The sequence below is a fragment of the Nocardioidaceae bacterium SCSIO 66511 genome, assembly GCA_023100825.1.
Lineage (GTDB): Bacteria > Actinomycetota > Actinomycetes > Propionibacteriales > Nocardioidaceae > Solicola.
In genome coordinates this window covers 4,306,109-4,326,721 of record CP095846.1, presented here as the reverse complement: position 1 = coordinate 4,326,721, position 20,613 = coordinate 4,306,109, and the positions used below count along the sequence as shown (strand labels likewise).

Genomic DNA, 20,613 nt, shown 5'->3' with positions numbered 1-20,613 from the left:
GCTGTTGTCGACGGGTTCGCTCGGTTGGGTGCTTCTGCTTGTGCGGCGGCGGGCCGCCCAGGACGGGACGCGGGCCGGGACGGGCGCCAGCCCTCAATGCCGTGCCCGCGGCCCGGACGGGCGGCCCTGCCGCGCGCCGCGAACGCGGCGCGCCTTGACCTGAGAGAGCCGGATTCGGCAGATGCGCTAACGGATCGCGGTGGCTAGGTCGCTCATGTCGTGAATGATGACGTCCGCCTGAGCGTTGGCGAGCTCCTGGCCGCGCTCGCGTGTCTTGGCATAGCCGATCGAGTGCACTCCGGTGGCGTGGCTGACCTCGATGTCGGTTACCGAGTCACCGACGAATGCGCACGATTCCGGTTCGGAGCGGAGGGCCTCGAGGGCGAGCTGTACGGGTCGGGCGTGTGGCTTCATCAATTCAGGGTGCCCCGGCTCGCGTCCGACGATGCCCACGATGAGGTTCGTTAGGCCGCGCCGGTGTAGATAGGTGTCTACGGCTTCGTCGGCGTTGTTCGTCACGATGACGATCGGTCGGCGTGCGAACTGCGCGGCGTAGAGCACATCGTCCGAGCCGGGTGTCGGTTCGGCGGCAGCTGCGGCCATGACTTCGGCGGCTCGGCATGCCTCCTCGAGTTGGCCGAGCACGCGGGCCGCCTGGGTGTCGGCCGCGAACCGCAGGACGGCTAAGTGATCCGTCGTCGCTTCGATGTGGTCGGGCACGGTGATGCTGGCGCGGTGAAGCACGTCGACGGCGATCCGCGCGAGGTCCCGGCCAGCGGTGCCAGGCAGTAGCGGCGTGATGGGGCCGTCGAAGTCGAGCAGCAGCGCGCTCGTCTGCTCGACGACCTGGCGGAGCTGCTCGTTACCCGTCATAGACGTACGGGCGAGCGATGGACTCCCACACGCTGTCGAACCACCGTGCGGTCTCGGCCACGTACAGCGATTCTGTCGACTCAGGGTCAGTGTCGGCGGTGTGGTGGAACAGCACGGCGTCCTTGCCCATGGGGTCGTAGATCGGTACGCGCTTCTTGCCGACCGTGACCGTGTGCTCGACGACGGGGTAGTAGCCGAAGAACAGGTCTTGTCTGTTGATCAGGTAGACCTTGAACAACGGAGCTGAGCCGTGCACGCGTGCCTCAACGGTCGCGTTCTCGACCAGGCCGAGCTCCTGCAGCTCGGTTACCGCGTCGATGATCGCTACGGTGTTGCGCTCGGCGATCTTGGCCATGCGGTCGCGTACGCCGGGATCATCGCCGGGCTTGTCGCCTGCACGGCTGGGGAGCGCGAGCGGCTGTGTCATGTCGGAGAGCAACAGGCGGATGCGGATCGAGTCCGGCGTGAGGCGCCCGTGCCGGATCTTGTCGAGCGGCTCCTGTAGGACTCCGTGCAGGGTCTCGGACGTGTAGCCAGAGAAGTCGATCTGTACCTCGGCGGTGTCGAAAGCCTGCTCCACGTGGGGCCGCAGACCGACCGGACGCTCGGTGCGCTCGCGAACGAACACGCCGCTGCCCTGACGCGAGACTGTCAGGCCTTCGTCTCGCAGCACTCGCAGCGCCACCTGGACGGTCATTCGAGCGACGCCGTATCGCTTGGCGAGCTCTGATTGTGACGGCAGCTTTTCACCCGGCTGGAACTTCTTCGTGAGGATCGCAGCGCGAAGCGCGTTCGCCACCTGCTGGTACGGCGGGCGCGGGTCGTCCGGGTCGAGTTCTGTCGTTGCTGCCATTCCTCCAGAGTAGGACATTCTGCCTAGCCCTGTTAGTCAGGTCAGCCCTGTTGCTTGACATGGCTAGGCAGGTTGTGCATGATGGTCAGATCGAGTACATGGCTAGGCAAGCTAGCCCAACTAGTGAGGAGAGCATCATGGACGTAGGTACTTCGCTTCCGGTAGAGACCACTGCTGACCGTTGGGTGGTTGTGGTTGGTGGGATGGGTGCTCCGGTGAAGCCGCGTGAGAAGGCGGCTCCGACGGGGGAGCAGACCCACAGTTCGGGCTGCATTCTGATGGTGCAGCGTAAGGACGGCAGCGTGCAGCCGGACAAGACCGCGAGCGTGCATGTGCTCAAACCCGCGACGGTCTACGAGTTCGGCACGTTCTATGAGGCACGCGGCAAGGTCTGGGTCCAGCCGTACGAGTCCAACGAGCGCATGGCGCTGTCGATCACCGTCGAGCAGCTCGTACCGGTCGGCACCGATGCCGCCTCGCCCTCGTCCTCGACGCCGGCGGGCAAGTCGGCGCGTAGCGCGAGCAAGGAAGAGGCCGCGTAATGCCCGCGCTGGCCGTCGCGCCCGTGGTCTCGACCGGTGCCGAACTCGGGTATCCGTGCGCGGTGTGCAACGACCTGGCCGCGCAGGCTCCCTGCGATCTGTGCGGCGCGTGCTCGCTGACCGCCGTGGTGGTGTGTACGCGGTGCGGTGGGGTGCAGGAGCAGTACGGGCCGTGCATTCACTGCGCGAACGCGGGTCGGTGAGTTCCGATGTTTTCGCTGTTTCGCCGTGGTCGGGGTGGGTCGCTCGGGCGGCCTGCCCTGGCCGGTGAGGTCTGCACCTGCGGCGCACCAGCCCTCGTGGTGTTCGACGATCCCCGGTTGGGTGCGGCGTTCGGGTCCTGTCTGGCCGCTGAGGCGGCTTCGCATTCTCGGGTGGGCGCTTGTCCGTTCTGTGGTGTCTCGGGGCCGCATCGAACGGCAGGCGTCTGCCCGTCCTACACCTTGCGTCCGGCCTGGGCCACTGAGCCCGCCAGACGTGCTCTCGCCGCAAGTGGAGGCGACTTCCGATGAGTTCTGAGATTGTGCGGGTCCGTCCTGCGAAACTCCGTATCCCGCTGCTGCTGGTCGCGTCCGGCTGGGCACTGGTCCGTCTTGCACGGCTGGGGTTCTGGCTGGTGTCGCGACCCCGCCGCCTCGCCGCGCTCGGGTTGGGCGGCCTCTTGGGCTGGATGCTGTCGGCCTACGGGCTTCCGCTGCTGGCCGGCCTGGTGCTGTTCGGCCTTGCGGGGTTGGGCTTGTGGGCGTGGCGTCGACCCGACGTATTCCGTCAGCGGGTGGTCTGGCGGTTGCGGGGCCGGCTAAACCGGTTCCGGCTCCGTCGGCGCTGGGACGGCGTCATCGCCGGCTGCGGGCTGACCGGTCGTGACCCGGACGGCACGGTGATCTTCCCTGCCGTGGGGCCGGTGGTCTCGTCGCCGTCGATGGATCGCTTCCTGACCAGGATTCCTGCGGGTCAGACGATCGGCGACTGGACCGCGAAAGCCGACGCGCTCGCGGTCGGGCTTAATGCCGAGTCCTGCCGTATTCGCACACCCGGCAAACGCGCCGGGGTCATGCCGTGGACCCGCAAGCGTGGGTTTGAACGACGGGTGGTGCGTGTCGAGCTGATCCGCCACGACGTACTCGGTGAGCCGGTGCAGCCGTTCCCGGTGGGCGAGTCGCCAGCGTTGAAACGTCTCCCGGTCGCTCTGACGGAGGACGGAACCGCGTACCGGCTGCGGCTCCTCGGCACGCATCTGTTGATCGTGGGGCAGACCGGCGCGGGCAAAGGGTCCGTGTTGTGGTCGATCGTCAACCAAGTCTCGTCCGGCATCAGCACCGGGCTGGTGCGCCTGGTGGGGTTCGATCCGAAGTTCAACGAGCTCACGATGGGCGCACCTCTGTTCCACGCCCTCTATGACGGGGACGGGTCGGTGATGGCCGACGGGCTCGAGCAGCTCGTCGAGGTCAACGATCAACGCAAGCGCGCCATGCGGGGAATCAAGCGACTGCACATTCCCACGGTCGACGAGCCGTTCTACCTCGTCCTCGTCGACGAGCTGGCCGCACTCACCGCCTACATGACCGACAGGGCCGCGAAGAAGCGGATCGAGGCCGCGTTGTCGACGCTCCTCACCCAAGGCCGCGCACAGGCAATCACCGTGGTTGGCGCCGTGCAGGACCCGCGTAAGGAGAACTTGGGCTTGCGGGACCTGTTCCCGTCCCGTGTCGCCCTGTCGCTGCGCACGTCCGAGCAGGTCGACATGGTCCTTGGTGACGGGGCGCGCGAGCGGGGCGCACTGTGTGACCAGATTCCGCTTTCGCTGCCGGGTACCGGCTATGCGGTGGTCGACGGTGTTCCCGACCCGGTACGCCTGCGGTTCCCGTTCACGACCGACGAGCAGATTCGCCAATTGGCGGCCGCGCATCCGGCACCGCGTGACGCGGAGGTGATCGAGCTGGACGCACGGCGCGACAGCTCGTCGAGCGACACCGACACCGACGTTGACGCCGAGCAGGCCGAGGGCGAGCAGGGGGAGGCGTCATGACTGCCAAGCTCGACGGTCAGCTCGCCTTGCCGCTACCCGAACCGACCCACGACGCCCAGCTCGCGCGCCGGATCACGCCGGGGTGGCAGGCACAAGCCGCCTGCGTCGACACCCACGGGGACGTGTTCTATCCCGAACCCGACGAACGCGGCGCATCGGTGGAAGCTGCCGCGCTCGCGGTGTGCAACGGCTGCCGGGTCCGGTCCTCGTGCCGCGCCGCTGCGCTCCTCAACGCCGAACAAGGTGTGTGGGGCGGAACGACCGAAGCCGACCGCGACCGCATGCTGTCCGCACTCGATCGCGGTGTGTCGGTCGATGTCGTGTTGGTCGAGACCATCCGGCCACGCCTCGACGGCCAGGGGGCGGCGGCATGAACGGCCTTCCGGAGCTGGATAACGCGACCGTGCGGGAGCTGGCCGAGTACGCGGGCGTGTGTGTGCGTCCGATCGTGCGGAAACTGATCGACCTGTCCACGGGTGAGGAACGGGTGATCCCGATCCCGTGCGGGTCGACCAAGTCGCGGGTCTGTCCACCGTGTGCGGAGAAGGCACGCCAGCTGCGCATTTCGCAGTGCCTCGAGGGCTGGCACCGTGTCGACGAACCCGAACACGACGACAGCAACGACCTCGAGGAACCCGACGACACCGACGACCAGGACGACCCCGGCGACGACGCGAGAGCCGTGGATGCTGAGCGGGCGTTGGCGCGGCGGGTGCGGTCGACGAAGCGTCGTGATGATGTGGGCGAGCTCCCGAAGCGCCCGACGGCGGATACGACGCTGGGGCGCACGTTCACGGCCCCGGACGGCACGGTCTATAGGCCGTCGATGTTCTTGACGTTCACGCTCCCGTCGTATGGGCGGGTCCGCCGCGATGGCACACCGTGCAACCCGTCGACGTATGACTACCGCAAGGCCGCGTTGGACGCCCTGCATTTCCCGGCGCTGGTGGATCGGCTGTGGCAGGCACTGCGCCGGGGTGCGGGCTACAAGGTCCAGTATTTCGCGACCGTCGAACCCCAGAAACGCCTCGCGCTGCATCTACACGCCGCGGTACGGGGAACGATCCCGCGACAGACGGTGCGCCAGGTCGTCGACGGCGTCTATCACCAAGTGTGGTGGCCCCAGCTCGACGAACCGGTCTACGTCGACCGGCTGCCGGTGTGGGACGAACGACAGGACGGCTACGTCGACCCCGACACGGGTGTGCTGCTCCCGTCCTGGGATGAAGCGCTCGACGCGATCGACCCCGCCACCGATGAGCCGGCGCACATGATCCGGCCCGGGAAACAGTTCGACTATCAGGGGATCATCGCGTCCAACGAACGCCAGATCGCGAAGTCGGTCGGGTATCTGACGAAGTACCTCACCAAGTCGATCGCGGAGGCGTACGACCCGGACACGATCACCAAACGCCAGCGTGCCCATCGCGACCGGCTGCATGCCGAGCTGGTGTATCTGCCGTGTACCCCGCAGTGTGCGAACTGGCTGCGGTTCGGGGTCCAGCCCAAGGGCGCGAAGTCGGGGATGCGTCCCGGGGAGTGTGGGAAGAAGGCGCACGAGTTGGACAACCTCGGCCACGGCGGCAGAAGGTGTCTCGCCTCCCGGCAGTGGTCGGGCAAGAAGTTGTCCGAGCACAAGGCCGACCGTGCCGCTGTGGTCCGCGAAACCCTCGCCGAAGCAGGGATCGACGCACCCGACACGGATCGGTTCGCCGCCGACGCGACAGACGATGACGGGCAGGCTCGCTACGTGTGGGAATCCCTCGACCCGACCGCCGGCGAAACGTGCCCGGACTACCAACGCGTGATCAAAGCCGCTGTCACGGAGCGGAACCGGTGGCGCGCGGAATACGACCGCGCTCAAGCAATCATCGCCGCCCGTGATGGACCTCCCGACAACTGTTCGGCAACTCCACAACCCGCCGCACCCGACGCGGCATAACCCGAAGGAGAAACGATGAGTGACAAGCTGCTGACGATTGCTCAAGCCGCCGAGGTGCTTGGTACGACCGATCGGTTTCCCCGCCGCCTGGTCGAGGAACGACGTATCCGCTTCGTGAAGCTCGGGCGGCACGTACGTATCCCGACTGCTGCGCTTGTCGAGTACATCGAGCGTGGGACGGTCGAGCCGCGCCGTGTACGCCGTCTTGACCGGAAGGCGGCCGCGTGATGGCGCGACGACACTTCGGAGCCGTTCGCAAGCTGCCGTCTGGGCGTTATCAGGTCCGATACCGGGGTCTCGACGGCATCATGCGGCCAGCTCCGTTCACGTTCGGCAACAAGACCGACGCCAACACGTGGCTCAGTGACAAGGAGGTGGAAGTGCGGCGAGGCGACTGGTACGACCCGGACGCGGGCGCAATCCCGCTCAACGAGTACGCGCCCCAGTGGATCGACGAGCGACCGGGACTGAGGCCTCGGACAGTGGCGCTCTACAAGCTGCTGTACCGCCGTCACCTCCAACCCGACCTTGGACCCCTCGGGTTGGCAGACATCACTTATGCGCGTGTGCGGACCTGGCGCAGGGATCGACTGGACGACGGAGCCGGTCCTGTGACCGTCGCCAAGGCGTACCGCCTCCTGAAAGCGATCATGAACACGGCGGTTGACGATCGGCTGATCCGTGCGAATCCGTGCCGGATCGAAGGTGGCGGTATCGAGCGGAGCGCCGAGAGGAAGCCGCCGACGCTGGTTGAGGTGTTCGCCATTGCTGATGCTATTCAGCCTCGGTATCGCGCGCTCGTGCTGCTCGCCACGTTCGGCAGTCTGCGGTGGGGTGAGCTGATGGGCCTTCAGCGTCCCGACCTCGACGTGACAGTGCCCCGCGTGAGGATCGAGCGGGCGGTGCAGGAGCTCGGAGCCGAACGCATCATCGGGCCGACCAAATCCGGCGCGGGCAGGCGGTCAATCGTGCTGCCCGAGATGATCGGCCCTGATCTTGCGTGGCACCTGCGGGTGTTCGCAGAGAAGGGGCGCGATGGCCGGGTGTTCGTCGGTCCGAAGGGAGCTACGCCTCTGCGCTCGAACTTCCAACGCATCTGGGTAGCCGCGCTGGATGAGGCGGGAGTCTCAGGGGTGCACCTTCACGACCTGCGCCATGCCGGTGCGACGTACGCCGCGCGCACCGGGGCGACGATCCGCGAGCTGATGGAGCGACTCGGACACAGCAGTGAACGGGCCGCGTTGATCTACCAACACGCCAGCGACGAGCGGGACCATGCCATCGCGGCAGGCCTGAACGACCTCATCGAGGAAGCAAAGAAGGCGAGCAAGAAGAAGCCCGGCGAGGGAGACGATCCACCGATGGCGGGCGCGCGGAGTGGCACGTAGGTGGCACGCCGAGCCCGCACCGAACTAGATGCATTGCGCCCAGGTCAACCGGAAACCGGCTCTGACCTGGGCCTTTGCATGTGGAGCGGATGACGGGAATCGAACCCGCACTATCAGCTTGGGAAGCTGAGGTTCTGCCATTGAACTACATCCGCGCGTTGCGAGAAGAATACTAGTCGCCCGTCCGGCCGCGTGGGCACCCCGGCGTACGGGCGCCCGTATTCGGTACATTCACAGAGTGCTGCTCTCTGACCACGACATCCTCGACGAGATCGACCGGAACCGGATCGAGATCGATCCGTGGGATACCGAGATGATCCAGCCGTCGAGCGTCGACATGCGACTCGACAAGTACTTCCGGGTGTTCCAGAACCACAAGTACCCGCACATCGATCCCGCCGAGGACCAGTCGGATCTCACTCAGGCCGTGACGGCCGAGAAGGGCGCGCCGTTCATCCTCCACCCGGGAGAGTTCGTGCTCGGGTCGACGTACGAGCAGGTCGGGTTGCCCGACGACATCGCGGCCCGCGTCGAGGGCAAGTCATCGCTTGGCCGGCTCGGTCTGCTCACCCATGCAACTGCCGGCTTCATCGACCCTGGCTTCTCCGGTCACGTCACGCTCGAGTTGGCCAATGTCGCGACGTTGCCGATCAAGCTGTATCCAGGCATGAAGATCGGGCAGCTGTGCTTCTTCCGGCTGAGCTCGGCGGCCGACCATCCATATGGCTCCGCGAAGTACGGGTCGCGGTACCAAGGCCAGCGCGGCCCGACGCCGTCGCGCTCGTACGCGAACTTCCATCGCACCAAGATCTGAGCGCAGCTACAACTCGTTGGGGTCGGCGGCACCGGCCACTCGCTGGGTGCGCTTGGTTCTACGTCGCCGTGCCGTCGTCTCGAAGTCGTTCTCGTACGCGCGGCTTCGGCGGGTCTGCTCGCGTACGTAGGTCTCGTACTGCGCGGCGACCATCTCGATTGTGTGGTTCATCGGCCTGATCACGGTCCTCTCCCCTTCGTTTCGTGTCTATACGCGGGCGACGCTGATGTCGCCGCTCGCGGTCTTGACTCGTAGCTCGAGTTGGTTGTCGGTGTCGTCCGGGCCGGCGATCGTGTCGAGCTCATTGCGCACGTCGCCGCTGATGGTGTTCAGGTCGAGCCATACGGCCGTTCCGGCGGTCACCGCGACGTCGACGTCGCCGGACGCGGTCGTCGCGCGAACCTCGCCGGATCGGGCCTGCTGCACTCGCACGTCGCCCGAACCGGTCTTCGCCGTGACCCCCGAAACGCTTTCGCCAACCGAAACGTCACCCGATCCCGAGCCCACCATGACTGCGCCGAGCGCATGCCAGATGGTGACGTCACCGCTGCCCGTCCGGGCCTGTGCTTTGCCTTGAACTGTTCCGACGGTGACGTTTCCGGAACCCATCGTCGTCACGAGACTGCCGTCGCACCGCTCGACCTGTACGTCGCCCGATCCGCTGGCGAACCGAGCCGATCCCATGATCGTGTCGACGACGACATCACCTGAGCCGAGTTCGACTTTGGCGTCGCCGAGCGACCCCGTCGTGCGCAGATCGCTTGACTGCAGGGACGCGCTCAGCGTTGACCCGGTGGGCACCCGGATGTCGACCGCGACCTTCGCGCCGCGGCCACGGAACAGGCCGGATCTGCCACGGGGGAGGAGGACGACCAGGTTGTCGCCGCGTTGCTCGACAACCGCTTCGGCGATCGCCTGCTCGGCCTCGGGGCTCAATGCGGTGAGTTCGACGGTCGACTCGGTGACGTCGGCCGCGTCGATCGTCACTCGTCCGGCGCGGTTCTCGACGCGTAAGCGGACGGGGCCGTCGGTCTTGAAGGTTTGCATGTGCTGCCTCTTTCAGGGTGTGCGGGACCGCCGCAGGGCGTACGCGCACCTGCGTTGGCTCGGGTCAGGTTGTCTAGGGCACCGCTATCGGGCCCAGCCTTGGACGCGGCGGGAGCGGGGGCCGTGTGGATGGCCCACGTTGATCCGGCCCGAGCCGAGATCGAGGTCGATGCTGACGGCTCGTTCTGCTGATGCCGACTTGATCGCATTGACGATCCACGCGTTGAGCGACTGGGCCTGATCGGAGGCGAGCTCCTCGGCGCGGGTCTTGAGCCATTCGGGGATGCGGACGGTCACTCGCGCGACGGCATCGCTGTCGGCATCCTCCTGGCCGGGCGGCGGCGGTGGAGTCGGCGGAGCAGGGGGCGCCGGAGGTACGGGCGGCTCGGAGTAGACGTCGCTCACCACGAACTCGGGCTCGCGTCCGTTCAACCGCACCTCGACCGTCGACTGCTCGAGCTCGCTGGTGATCTCGGCAGTTGCATCCGAGAGAGCTTCGAGCAGCACCATCCGGGTCGACGGGCTCAGCGACTGGGCGAGCCGCTCACCCGCGGCGCGGACATCGTCGTCGCCCACTGCGGCCGCATCGGCCAAGTCGGAGCGGAGTCGCTCGACGTACTGCGTGAGGTTCATGACGCCATCATGACATCACTATGACGTCATCGCAAGCGTCACAATGACATTGCTGTGGCGCATTGTGATGTCGGTGAGTCTGACAACAGTCGGTTGCCGTGTTTGACTCGACCTGACGGCAGGAAGGTGGTGCAGATGATCGGGTGTAGGACTGTCGTCATTGCGAGCGTCACCGCCTGTGCGGTCACGACCCTCGGGGGTGCCGGCGTCGAGGCCGCGCCGAGCCGGCCGGCCGCTTCGGCTTCGCATGCGGGGTCCGAACGCATCGAACCCGTCCAGCTTCCGAAGAAGGCGCCTCGGCCACGGATACGCCTTCCACAGCAACCGAGACCCACCGCGCACGGTATGCACCCGCGGGTCATGCGGATCCCCGGCAAGGTGTGGCGGTCGATGACCGGCCGCAGCTGGCACCGTGGCTGCCCGGTGGGGCGCAAGCAGTTGCGGCTCGTCCGGATGAACTACTGGGGGTACGACGGCTACCGCCACCGCGGCGAGCTCGTCGTGCATCGCTCCATCGCGCGTAACACCGTGCGCGCCTTCCGGGCCATCTACCGTGGCAAGTTTCCGATCCGGCACATGTTCCGCGTCGACCGGTTCGGGTGGAGCCGCAAGCTGCACGGAGCAAACGACTTCAAGTCGATGCGGGCGGGCAACACCTCCGCGTTCAATTGCCGCGGCATCGTCGGACGTCCGAACGACCTGAGCCCACACAGTCTCGGGCGTTCGATCGACATCAACACCTGGGAGAACCCTTACCGATCCGCACGCGGATTCAAACCCAACCGGTGGTGGAACTTCCGCTCCCGTCCGCACCGCATCACGTACCGGTCCGCGAAGCAGGGCGTCGTACGGGCCATGCGCGGGGCCGGTTTCGGCTGGCTCGGCAGTGCCGACTGGCAGCACTTCCAGATCGACCCGTCGGGTCGCGCACACCGTCACGACGGCGGCATCTTCGGCGACTGAGAACGCCCGCGGCACCAGTTGCCCTCAGGGGGTCATCGGGGTCGGATCGCGGGTCGTCCCCGATGCGGGGAAGCGTCGTTCGGCGCGAACGTATGGGGCATGAACACACCACTCCTCCGGGCGGTCGAGTCATGATCGTCGCGAACGCACTCACCAAGACTTACGGGTCGACCCGGGCGGTCGACTCTGTCGACTTCACCGTCGAGCCCGGTCGCGTGACCGGCTTCCTGGGTCCAAACGGAGCCGGCAAGTCGACGACCATGCGGATGATCCTCGGCCTCGACCGACCGACCAGCGGAACCGTCTCGGTCGCGGGTCGTCGCTATGGCGATCTACCGGCGCCCTTGCGCGAGGTCGGCGCACTGCTGGATGCCCATGCGATCCACCCGGGGCGTACGGCGCGCGACCACTTGCGCTGGATGGCTGCCAGCAACGGCATACCGGCCAAGCGCATCGACGAGGTGCTCGGGCTGGTCGGGTTGGAGTCCGTTGCCGACAACCGGGCCGGCCGGTACTCGCTCGGCATGGGCCAGCGGCTCGGTATCGCCGCGGCCATGCTGGGTGATCCGCCGGTCGTCGTACTCGACGAGCCGGTCAACGGGCTCGACCCTGAGGGCATCCGCTGGGTACGCGGCCTGATGCGGCGATTGGCCGACGAGGGCAGAACGGTGTTCGTCTCGAGCCACCTGATGTCCGAGATGGCGCTGACCGCCGAGCATCTGCTGGTCATCGGCCGAGGACAGATCCTGGCCGACTGCAGCATGAACGACTTCATCTCTGAGCATGCGGCTTCGTACGTACGCGTGCGGTCGCCGCACCGTGGACGGCTCGCAGATCTGCTGCGGGCAGAGAACTGCGAGATCTCCGCGGACGGTGATGAGCTGCATGTACAGGGCATCTCGGCACCACAGATCGGTGACCTGGCCGGCGCTGCCGGCGTCCATCTGCACGAGCTGACCCTGGTGCGGTCCTCCCTCGAGGACGCCTTCATGACCTTGACCGCAGACAGCGTCGAGTACCACGCGAGCGTAGGAGCACCATCATGACCGCGATCGAAGCCACCGAGACGCCCGTACGTACCCGAGCACCTGAGCTGAGTATCTCGCACGCACTGCGGGCCGAGTGGATCAAGCTGTGGAGCGTACGGTCCAGCGTCTGGACCATGGTCGCGCTGTTCGCCTTCGGCGCCGGGCTCACCGTGCTGATCTGCGCCACAACGGCCGACGGGATCGCCAGCGGTGAGGCCGGTGAGGACCCCGGGTCATTCGTCACCTGGGGCATGATGATCGCGCAGGTCACCGCTGTGGTGCTCGGAGCACTCGCCGTTTCGAGCGAGTACTCGAGCGGAATGATTCGTACGACGTTGGCTGCGACGCCCAGGCGGACTCGGGTGATGTTCGCGAAGTACGCGGTACTGGCCGGGGTGCTGTTCGTCGGCGGCACCGTGACGGCGTTCGCCGGGTACTTCGCCGGCAACCCGTTCTTGGACGCCAAGGACGTCGGCGTGCCGCTCGGCGACGAGGGCGTCATCCGCGCGATGTTCGGCTGCGGCCTCTACCTCGCCGGCCTGGCACTCTTTGCGGCTGCGCTCGCGTTCCTCGTTCGGCACACCGCGGCGGCGATCTCCATCGCGCTGGCCATGATCTTCGTTGTCGGCAACCTGGTGATGCTCATCCCGGGTGAGACCGGCGAGTGGATCACGAAGCTGATGCCGGGCAACGCGGGCAGCAGCATCACGTTCGTCGTCAACTTCGACCCCAATGCGCTCGCGCCGTGGACCGGCTTCGGAGTGTTCTGCCTCGAGCTCGCGGCAGTTGTCGCGCTGGCAGCGATTCGGTTCACCCGCCGCGACGCCTGAGTGCGGATTCGCCAGGACGCCTCGTACGAAGGCCGCTCACCACAGGGGAGTGAGCGGCCTTCGTACGTGCACGCGCGGCCGGTCACACGGGCGCATCGAATTCGTAGACGAACACGTGGCTGTTGCCGGCCAGTACAGACCGGAACACCTCGATCGGACGCTCCGCGGTGAACGCGACTCGCCACATCTCGGCGACCGGGATGCCGGGCCCGAGCCGCAGGCGGCGGGTCTCGTCCGGCGTGGGCATCCGGATGCCTATCTCTTCGCGAAACTTCGCGAGGACGAGCCCGCGCTCCTCGAGCTGAGCGTAGCTACCGCCGGGTCCGGTGTCCTCGGACATGATCCGGGTGCCCTCGACGTCGGCGAGCTGGTAGTAGCTGTCGGCCAGCTGGGTCGGTACGTTCTCGATCCAGGTTCGGCGGCGGCGTACGAAGACCTCTTGGCCGCGCTCGATCTCGAACCGGTCCGCGACCCAGTCGGGAGCGGGGACGGTTTCCAGTGCGAGCACCTCCTGGTACCAGGACAACCCGTTGGCTTCCGCCTCGGCCTGCATCGGCGACTGGCCGGTGCGCTTGCGCCATTGGGCGCGGTGATCGGAGCCGACCCGGACGATCGGCAGCCGCTCGCGGATGAAGATGCCGCGGCCCGGCTTGCCCACGACGAGACCCTCGGACTTGAGGATCGCGATCGCCTGGCGGGTCGTCTGCGGGGCGGTGCCGTACAGCTCGACGAGGGTCCTCTCCGACGGGAGCGGGTCGCCGGCGGCGAACTGACCGTCATTGATCTGCTCGCGAAGGTCGTCGGCGATCTGTTGCGAGGGGGAGCGCGGATCGGTGTGATCGATCGTCATGGGCTGAGCCTAACTGCTTCACTAGTGAAGTGGCGAGGATGGTGCTAGCCTAGTTACCTGCCTCACTAGTGAGGCAGCAGGGTAGCGAAGCTGTTCCGTGTCGGCGGATTTCGGCGACACGGCGACGGCGTTCGTACCCCGGATGGCTGGGAAGGGAGTGACCGCCATGTTCGGGAAGAAGCGACAGCTTGGACGACGTCCGGCAGAGCCGGGTGAGGTTTGCACCTGTGGATCGCCCGCCAAGGTGGTGTTCAACTACAAGGTGCGTGGTGAGCAGATCGGCTCCTGCATGAGCCTCGACCCGCACATCCGCTCGGGAGCCTGCCCGTTCTGCGGGATCGAGGGCCACCACGAGAACGGCACGATCTGCCCGAAGTACCGGCTACGACCCGACTGGGACACCAGGGTCGCGCTCGCGCTGTAGCCAACCAAAAACTCGCGCGTACGACCGCGACCCCCGGCGGTCGTACGCGCGACGGCCCCGATCGGAGTTCGATCGGGGCCGCTTCACGTCTTCGGGGTCTACTCGGCGGTACTCGGCTCCGGCTCCTCGCCACGCTTGACCGATGCCAGCAGCATCTGCGCCACGTCGAGGACCTCGACCTCCTCGCGAGCCTCACCCTCGGACTGCTTCAGCGTCAGGCCATCGGAGAGCATCACCCGGCAGAACGGGCAGCCGACGGCGATCTGGTCGGCGCCGGTCGCGATCGCCTCCTCCGTGCGGTTGACGTTGATCCGCTGACCGATGTTCTCTTCCATCCACATCCGCGCGCCGCCGGCACCACAGCAGAACGACCGCTCGGAGTTGCGGGGCATCTCGTTGAACGTGGTGTTCGGGATGACGTCCAGCAACTCGCGCGGCGGCTCGTACACCTGGTTGTGGCGACCGAGGTAGCACGGATCGTGGTACGTGATCGTCTTCGCGCCGACTGAGCCGCTGCCCGAAGGCGCGACCGGCGTGAGCTTGCCCTCGCGTACGAGCCGGTTGAGCAACTGCGTGTGGTGCACGACCTCGAGCTCGACACCGAACTCGGCGTACTCGTTCTTCAAGGTGTTGAAGCAGTGCGCGCAGGTGGCGACGACCTTCTTCGCCTTGGTCTCCTTGAACACCTCGGCGTTCTGCATCGCGAGCATCGAGTACACGAACTCGTTGCCGGAACGACGCGCCGGATCGCCGGTGCAGGTCTCGCCGTCGCCGAGGACCGCGAAGTCGACGTCGGCGAGGTGCAGCAGCTCGGCTACCGCCTGGGTCGTCTTCTTGGCGCGGTCTTCGTAGGCACCGGCGCAGCCGACCCAGAACAGCCACTCGACCTCGGACAGGTCTTCGACATCAGAGCCGACCTGCTTGACCTCGAAGTCGAGATCCTTGGCCCAGTCCATCCGCGCATTTGGCGACATGTTCCAGGGGTTGCCCTTGTTCTCAAGGCCTTTGAACAGCTGGTTCAGCTCGGTCGGGAAGTTCGACTCGACCAGCACCTGGTAGCGGCGCATGTCGACGATGTGGTCGACATGCTCGATGTCGACCGGGCACTGCTGCACGCACGCGCCGCAGCTCGTACAACTCCACAGCACGTCCTCGTCGATGACGAAGTCACCGCCGTCGGGGTTGTAGAACCAGCTGTCCTCGTCGCCCTTGCCGATCAGGCTGCGCTCGGCGGCGGACTCGTCGCCGCCTGCCTTCGCGTACGCCTGTTCGCGCAGTCCCATCATCAGGAGCTTGGGAGACAGCGGCTTCTCGGTGTTCCATGCGGGGCACTGATCCTGGCAGCGACCACACTCCGTACAGGTCGTGAAGTCGAGGATGCCCTTCCAGGTGAAGTCGTCGACCTTGCCGACGCCGAGTGCGGCGTCTTCGTCGAGTTCCTCGATGTTCTCGAAGTCCAGCGGCTTGCCGTCGACCATGATCGGGCGGAGGCCGCCGAGTGCCGTGCCGCCGTCGGACTCGCGCTTGAACCAGATGTTGAACCACGCGGTGAAACGGTGCCAGGCGACGCCCATCGTCAGGTTGCGTGCGATCACCAGCAGCCAGACCATCGCGAGGATGACCTTGATGGCGGCGATCGCGTAGACGAGGTTCTCGTTGGCGGTCACCGACGACGGGTAGAGGTCGCCGATGTACGACGAAAGCGGGAAATGTGCGCGGGTGGCGTTGTCGTGGCCTGCGGCGACACCGAGGTTGTACTCGGCTCCGCGGATGAACAGGATCGCGCTGCTCTCGACCAACACGAAGATCTCGACGAAGTACGCCTGCCAGAACGTCGAGCCGTAGAAGCGGCTGCCTCGCTCGAGCCTGCGCGGGTGCTTCACCTGGCGGTAGACGATCAAGACGATGATGCCGATCGCACCGAGCAGGCCGATGAACTCGCTGAACCACTCGAACGGGTACCAGTGACCGACGATCGGCCACTGGAAGTCGACGTCGAAGAGTTGGAAGTACGCAGCACCGACGGCGGTGCTCAAGAAGATGAACGCGGCGAACGCGAACCAATGCATCACGCCGACCCAGGTCCACTGCAGCATGCGCGTGTGGAGGACGGTCTCCTTGAGCATCGTCAACGTACGCGCGCCCGGGTTGTCGCTGCGGCCGATGGCCGGTTGGCCCATACGGATGACACCGAGCATCCGCATGATCGCCATGACGATCACCGGGATCGTGACCACGGTGATCGCCAATGACAAGACGATGGCGACAATCTGCATGTCGGCACTCCTCAGGGCCGGGGATCCACCGACAGCACGCTACTGTGTTCGGTCCGTGGACTTCGGGCAGGTCTGCGTACTCAGCCTACCCGCCGGTAACTTGCGGTGCTGATTCGGGATCTATCACGCACAGGTACAAACCTATTGGAGCTATGTGCGATAGATACAAAACGACGGGTTCGCGAATGCAAACGACATACGCGAAATCAGTGCTGCCCGAGCGTACGTGCGGAGGCGCCGCGCAGCCTGGCAGAGATCGCTTGGGCAGCAGCTCGTACGGCTGCGGCGAGTTCGTCGGTCGCAGGGGAGTCGCGGCGGCTGTCGTAGGTAACGGCGACGCTGGCAAGAGTGGCTGCTCCCGGCGGGCTGTCGATCGCCACCGCGACCGAGACGAATCCGGGCGTCACCTCGCCGTCCTCGGTTGCGAAGCCGCGCGTACGCGTGTCGCTGAGCAGGTGCCGCAGTGCGGTCGGGCTGGCTGGGCCACGTCCGTGCCGGTCGACAAACGACTGGCGGTCGGGGAAGAGCGCGCGTACCTGTGCCGCCGACTGGGTCGAGAGGATCGCCCGTCCCGATGCGGTCAGTGCCGCAGGTAGCCGTACACCGACGTCGGTGACCAGCGGCGGCTTGCCGGGCGCTCGCTCCTCGAGTACGTACACGACTTCGCGGCCGTGCAGGATCGCCAGATGCGCCGACTGTCCTACGGTATCGACGAGTTGGGCGATCGGCATTCGAGACAGCCGGGCAAGCGGCTCCTGTCGGGAGTAGCCGACGCCGACCTCGTACGCCGCGAGGCCGATGCCCCAGAGCCGGTCGTCGGCGTAGTGCGTCACGAAGCCTTCCCGCTCCATCGCAGTGAGCAGGTGGTACGCGGACGACCGCGGAAGTCCTGCCTCGTCGGCCAGCCGGGCGGCAGGTACCGGCGCCGCCTGCGCCGACAGAAACCGCAGCACCCGCAGCGCGGCCGTCGCCGCGGGGACAGGTCTACTCATGGATCACCTCCGGCAGCGGCCGGCCCAACCACCGTGAGCCGCACGTTTCTGCCCCATTCTGATCGATTCTGGGGCAGAAACGGGCGGCTCACCGGGGGTGTTGGGCTACTCGGCCGGCGTACCGAAGACCTCCAGCTCGGTCATGTCCATGTACGCACAGCCGCCGTACGCACCGTCGGGGCAGTTCGTGCCGATATCGGGCACCTGCGGGCTGAGCATCGTGAATCGCACGTACTCGACACCCGCCGCGTCGATCGACGACGGAACGTTCGTGTACACGAACCGGTTCTCCTCGCCGAACGCGTTGTCGCCGGTGCCGTCGACGGCGGTCTCCCAGCTGTCACCGTCGGTAGAGACCTCGATCTTGTACTCGCCCGTCGAACTGCTGCCGGAGTCGCCGCAGGTCGCCGTCGGGTCGACCGCGAACGCCGTCGTCTCCTCGTCGGCGGTGATGTCGATCGGCTCGGCCAGCTTGACGGTGATCGCCTTCGGCTCGGGTGTATCGGTCGGCGTGCCCTCATCGTCGCCGGTCGTGCTGCCCCAGCCGGTGCCTTGGCTCAGGTCGATCGCGCCGTCGGGACCGCAGGCGTACGGGGTGTAGTCGGGTCCGTCGAACGAGGTCACGCTGCCGCCGGCGCTGCTCGCGGCGAAGTCCTTGCGGATGGACCAGGCCTTCGCCGTGCCCGGCGACTTCACGCGCACGGCCTTGGAGATGACCTCGTAGCCGGGTGTCGACACGACGACCTTCGCGTACTTGCCGACCGGGACGTTCGGGATCGTGTACGTACCGGATGCGTCGGTCGTGTCGGCGAAGCTGCCGATGTAGCCCGAGTCGTGGCCGGTGATGTGCACCATCGCACCCTTGACCGGGTCGCCGCTGATGGCGTCGGTCACCTTGCCCTGCAGGGTGCCCATCGGCTTCTGCGGCGCCGGCGGCGTCTTGAAGTTCTCGGCCGGCCGCGTGTCGCCGCCGTCGACCGAACCGGCGAACCAGCCCATGCCGCGTTCGGCGAAGATCTTCCACAGCTGCTTCTTGTGTGCGCCGTCGTAGGCGACCTTATCGGCCTGCAGGATCGCGTTGCGCATGTCGAGCATGCTCGGATCGTCGGGTGACAGCTCCATTGCGCGAGTGGCGAGCATGCCGGCCGTACGGTGGCCGAGCGCGGTACGTACGTCCCACAGCGTCTGCGACCACACCTCTCCGGAGGAATGGACCTCTGGGGAGCCGCCGATCGTCGGCACGTCGCCGTAGGTGTATCCGCCCTTGGAACCGTCGATGCCGCGGCACTTCTTGGAAGTGGCGTCCACCGGGCAGTCGATCGCCTGCGTACGGAAGACCTGCCCGGCGGCGACGTACTTGCCCTCGAGTACCTGGCCGTCCTTGTTCGGGGTGTCCTTCTCGAACCCCTTGGTGACCAGGTAGTCCATGGCGTAGTAGTCGCTCCATGCCTCACCCATCGAACCCGCCTGCAGGCTGTTCAGGGTCGAGTTGCCGGCCGCGTCGGTGACCAGGCGGTTGGACAGACCGTGGGTGTATTCGTGCAGCAGCACGGAGGTGTCGAATGCGCCGCTCGTCGGAAGGAACGGGTCTTCCTCGTTGCTCGTACCCGGCTGGTGCCACAGGTACATCTGCATCGTCGGCGGTGTGCCATCGGGTGGGGTTGCCATGTTGGCGTTGTCGATGTGGTTGCCGTCGGGCAGACCGTCGGCGGTGTCGGCACCGTCGAGTGCGTTCAGCAGCACGGGGTCGCGGTCGTTCGCCTCGAAGTTGCCTGCGGCACCAGTGAATCCGAAGGGCGCCTTCGCCAGATAGTCGTGGAACTTGCTCGCGGTCACGAACGCATTCGTGACATCTGCCTTGCGGTTCTTCTTCCACGAGTTGGGAGTCTCGGGGTCCCAGGTGCAGACGAAGCTCTTGCACAGCTTGTTGCCGGCCTTGATCGGCTTCAGCTTGAACTGTGGGTGCTTCTTGGTGCCGGGTACGGGTGTCTTCTCGGCCTTGGTGACCTGGTTGTTGTCATCGACATCGCTCCACGCAATGGCGAACTTGCCGTTCAGCCACTTCGCGCCGCGCTTGAGCCAGCTCTTCTTGAAGACGTTGACCTTCGTCGCATCGCCGCCGCGCTTGGCACCCGGGTAGTTCGGGTACGTCCACGCGTCGCCCTTCTCGAAATCGACGAGGTCGCGGCGGTACAGCACGTCGCCGTCAGTGGCGTCGAGAACATGCGAGTACGCGAGCGTGTCGCCGGCTTGGGTGTACGTACTCCAGCCGAGGCGTACGTCGTCGCCGTCGGCGAACCAGACGAGGCCGGCGCGGTCGCCGTTGTTCCAGACGGTGCTCGTCGAGCGAGTCGAGCGCTTCGCGGCCGAGGCGTCGGCCTCGCCACCGACGTCGTCGGCGGCATCGCTGCGGGCATCGCCGGCGGAGATCGCTGGTGTCGAAGACTCATCGGCGGAGAGGTCCGCGATGCCGGAGACGGGTGAACCCTGCAGCGAGATGAGCTCGCCTGAGCTCGTCACATGCGCCTCGAGTCCGTTGCCGAACACCGGGATGCCGTCGACGAGCTGCTGCCAGGCGAGGTGAGTGGTGCCGACGGAGTCGGTGTACGACTTGCGCAGATGGAAGGAGGAGAGATCGTCGCGGGTCAGGCCAAGGGCGTTGATGTGCTGGCGCACGTACGACATCGCCACCCTGCGCGCGGGTGCGGAGCTCGGCGACGTGAGGTACCCGTCGCGGCTCGCGAGGTTTCGAGGAGTGCCGGTGACCGGGTCGATCGAGACCTCGGCGTCGGTGCCGACCGAGCGGCGGAGGGCACGTACGTTCGCGCTCTGTTTTGCGGTCGCGGTCTCGTGCGCGGTGGCGACCTGGTGCGCCGGCGTGCCCTCGCGCGAGTCGTAGAAACTCATCCGTTCGCGGGCAGTTGACGAAGCGGCGGGCGAGTCACCGCCGGGGGCGGCGTCGGAGGCCGATGTCGCCGACGCCGGGTTCAGGACCGCAAGTCCGGTCATGGTCGCGATCGACACGACCAGCATTCCACTCTTCTTGCCCACGACAGCTCCTCGTCGAGTCGGCCTTCGGTGTTGTGTGCCGCGCCGACGATAGACCGTCCGCGCGGCAGGGATAGTCCC

At 66.5% G+C, this 20,613-nt stretch carries 20 protein-coding genes and 1 tRNA gene; 11 read left to right on the top strand and 10 right to left on the bottom strand.

Annotated features, from left to right (window positions below; translation table 11 throughout):
- Positions 1-186: 186 nt before the first annotated feature.
- Positions 187-873: an HAD hydrolase-like protein gene (locus MU582_20545; protein UPK74795.1), complete on the bottom strand. Its 687-nt coding sequence runs from the start codon at positions 871-873 to the stop codon at positions 187-189.
- Positions 863-1,726 carry a GntR family transcriptional regulator gene (locus MU582_20540; protein ID UPK74794.1) on the bottom strand — a complete coding sequence of 288 codons (864 nt, stop codon included), beginning with the start codon at positions 1,724-1,726 and terminating at the stop codon, positions 863-865. Before MU582_20540 ends, MU582_20545 begins: the two co-directional genes overlap by 11 nt.
- A 137-nt stretch (positions 1,727-1,863) precedes the next feature.
- Here MU582_20540 and MU582_20535 point away from each other — a divergent pair, with 137 nt between their 5' ends.
- From MU582_20535 to MU582_20510, 6 genes are all read left to right on the top strand, one after another.
- Positions 1,864-2,268: a hypothetical protein gene (locus tag MU582_20535; protein ID UPK74793.1), complete on the top strand. Its 405-nt coding sequence runs from the start codon at positions 1,864-1,866 to the stop codon at positions 2,266-2,268.
- Positions 2,269-2,776: 508 nt separating this feature from the next.
- Entirely contained in the window at positions 2,777-4,297 is a 1,521-nt protein-coding gene (locus MU582_20530; GenBank protein UPK74792.1) for a hypothetical protein, read from the top strand.
- On the top strand, positions 4,294-4,671 hold the full coding sequence (locus MU582_20525) for a WhiB family transcriptional regulator (GenBank protein ID UPK74791.1): 378 nt from the start codon (positions 4,294-4,296) through the stop codon (positions 4,669-4,671). Before MU582_20530 ends, MU582_20525 begins: the two co-directional genes overlap by 4 nt.
- Positions 4,668-6,239, top strand: a complete 1,572-nt coding sequence (locus MU582_20520) for a replication initiation protein (protein UPK74790.1) — start codon at positions 4,668-4,670, stop codon at positions 6,237-6,239. Before MU582_20525 ends, MU582_20520 begins: the two co-directional genes overlap by 4 nt.
- 15 nt (positions 6,240-6,254) lie before the next feature.
- A complete protein-coding gene (locus MU582_20515; protein ID UPK74789.1) occupies positions 6,255-6,467 on the top strand; it encodes an excisionase family DNA-binding protein in 213 nt (70 codons plus the stop codon).
- Positions 6,467-7,627, top strand: a complete 1,161-nt coding sequence (locus MU582_20510; protein ID UPK74788.1) for a site-specific integrase — start codon at positions 6,467-6,469, stop codon at positions 7,625-7,627. The genes MU582_20515 and MU582_20510 overlap by 1 nt, the downstream gene beginning before the upstream one ends.
- Before the next feature lie 81 nt (positions 7,628-7,708).
- Here the strand turns inward: MU582_20510 and MU582_20505 are convergent.
- Positions 7,709-7,782: transfer RNA gene (locus MU582_20505), tRNA-Gly, on the bottom strand.
- Positions 7,783-7,865: 83 nt separating this feature from the next.
- Here MU582_20505 and dcd point away from each other — a divergent pair.
- Positions 7,866-8,441: a dCTP deaminase gene (dcd, locus tag MU582_20500; protein ID UPK74787.1), complete on the top strand. Its 576-nt coding sequence runs from the start codon at positions 7,866-7,868 to the stop codon at positions 8,439-8,441.
- 6 nt (positions 8,442-8,447) lie between these two features.
- Here the strand turns inward: dcd and MU582_20495 are convergent, their stop codons facing one another.
- From MU582_20495 to MU582_20485, 3 genes are all read right to left on the bottom strand, one after another.
- A complete protein-coding gene (locus MU582_20495) occupies positions 8,448-8,612 on the bottom strand; it encodes a hypothetical protein (GenBank protein UPK74786.1) in 165 nt (54 codons plus the stop codon).
- 36 nt (positions 8,613-8,648) lie between these two features.
- Positions 8,649-9,488, bottom strand: a complete 840-nt coding sequence (locus MU582_20490) for a DUF4097 domain-containing protein (GenBank protein UPK74785.1) — start codon at positions 9,486-9,488, stop codon at positions 8,649-8,651.
- Between the two features lie 84 nt (positions 9,489-9,572).
- Positions 9,573-10,121 carry a type II toxin-antitoxin system HicB family antitoxin gene (locus MU582_20485; protein ID UPK74784.1) on the bottom strand — a complete coding sequence of 183 codons (549 nt, stop codon included), beginning with the start codon at positions 10,119-10,121 and terminating at the stop codon, positions 9,573-9,575.
- A 135-nt stretch (positions 10,122-10,256) separates the two neighbouring features.
- Here MU582_20485 and MU582_20480 point away from each other — a divergent pair, with 135 nt between their 5' ends.
- The 3 genes from MU582_20480 to MU582_20470 all read left to right on the top strand — a co-directional run bounded on the left by MU582_20480 (position 10,257) and on the right by MU582_20470 (position 12,942).
- Complete coding sequence (locus MU582_20480) at positions 10,257-11,084, top strand: M15 family metallopeptidase (GenBank protein ID UPK74783.1); 828 nt, start codon at positions 10,257-10,259, stop codon at positions 11,082-11,084.
- Positions 11,085-11,215: 131 nt separating this feature from the next.
- Positions 11,216-12,130 carry an ABC transporter ATP-binding protein gene (locus MU582_20475; GenBank protein UPK74782.1) on the top strand — a complete coding sequence of 305 codons (915 nt, stop codon included), beginning with the start codon at positions 11,216-11,218 and terminating at the stop codon, positions 12,128-12,130.
- Positions 12,127-12,942 carry an ABC transporter permease gene (locus tag MU582_20470; protein UPK74781.1) on the top strand — a complete coding sequence of 272 codons (816 nt, stop codon included), beginning with the start codon at positions 12,127-12,129 and terminating at the stop codon, positions 12,940-12,942. Before MU582_20475 ends, MU582_20470 begins: the two co-directional genes overlap by 4 nt.
- An 82-nt stretch (positions 12,943-13,024) precedes the next feature.
- Here the strand turns inward: MU582_20470 and MU582_20465 are convergent, their stop codons facing one another.
- Positions 13,025-13,792, bottom strand: coding sequence for a GntR family transcriptional regulator (locus tag MU582_20465; protein UPK74780.1), 768 nt, complete (start codon positions 13,790-13,792; stop codon positions 13,025-13,027).
- Between the two features lie 97 nt (positions 13,793-13,889).
- Between MU582_20465 and MU582_20460 the strand changes: the two genes are divergently transcribed.
- Positions 13,890-14,216, top strand: a complete 327-nt coding sequence (locus tag MU582_20460) for a hypothetical protein (GenBank protein ID UPK74779.1) — start codon at positions 13,890-13,892, stop codon at positions 14,214-14,216.
- Positions 14,217-14,314: 98 nt separating this feature from the next.
- Here MU582_20460 and MU582_20455 read toward each other — a convergent pair whose 3' ends face one another.
- The 3 genes from MU582_20455 to MU582_20445 all read right to left on the bottom strand — a co-directional run bounded on the left by MU582_20455 (position 14,315) and on the right by MU582_20445 (position 20,535).
- Complete coding sequence (locus MU582_20455; protein ID UPK74778.1) at positions 14,315-16,492, bottom strand: (Fe-S)-binding protein; 2,178 nt, start codon at positions 16,490-16,492, stop codon at positions 14,315-14,317.
- Between the two features lie 206 nt (positions 16,493-16,698).
- Positions 16,699-17,484, bottom strand: coding sequence for an IclR family transcriptional regulator (locus MU582_20450; protein ID UPK74777.1), 786 nt, complete (start codon positions 17,482-17,484; stop codon positions 16,699-16,701).
- A 105-nt stretch (positions 17,485-17,589) separates the two neighbouring features.
- Entirely contained in the window at positions 17,590-20,535 is a 2,946-nt protein-coding gene (locus MU582_20445) for a M36 family metallopeptidase (GenBank protein ID UPK74776.1), read from the bottom strand.
- Positions 20,536-20,613: the final 78 nt, after the last annotated feature.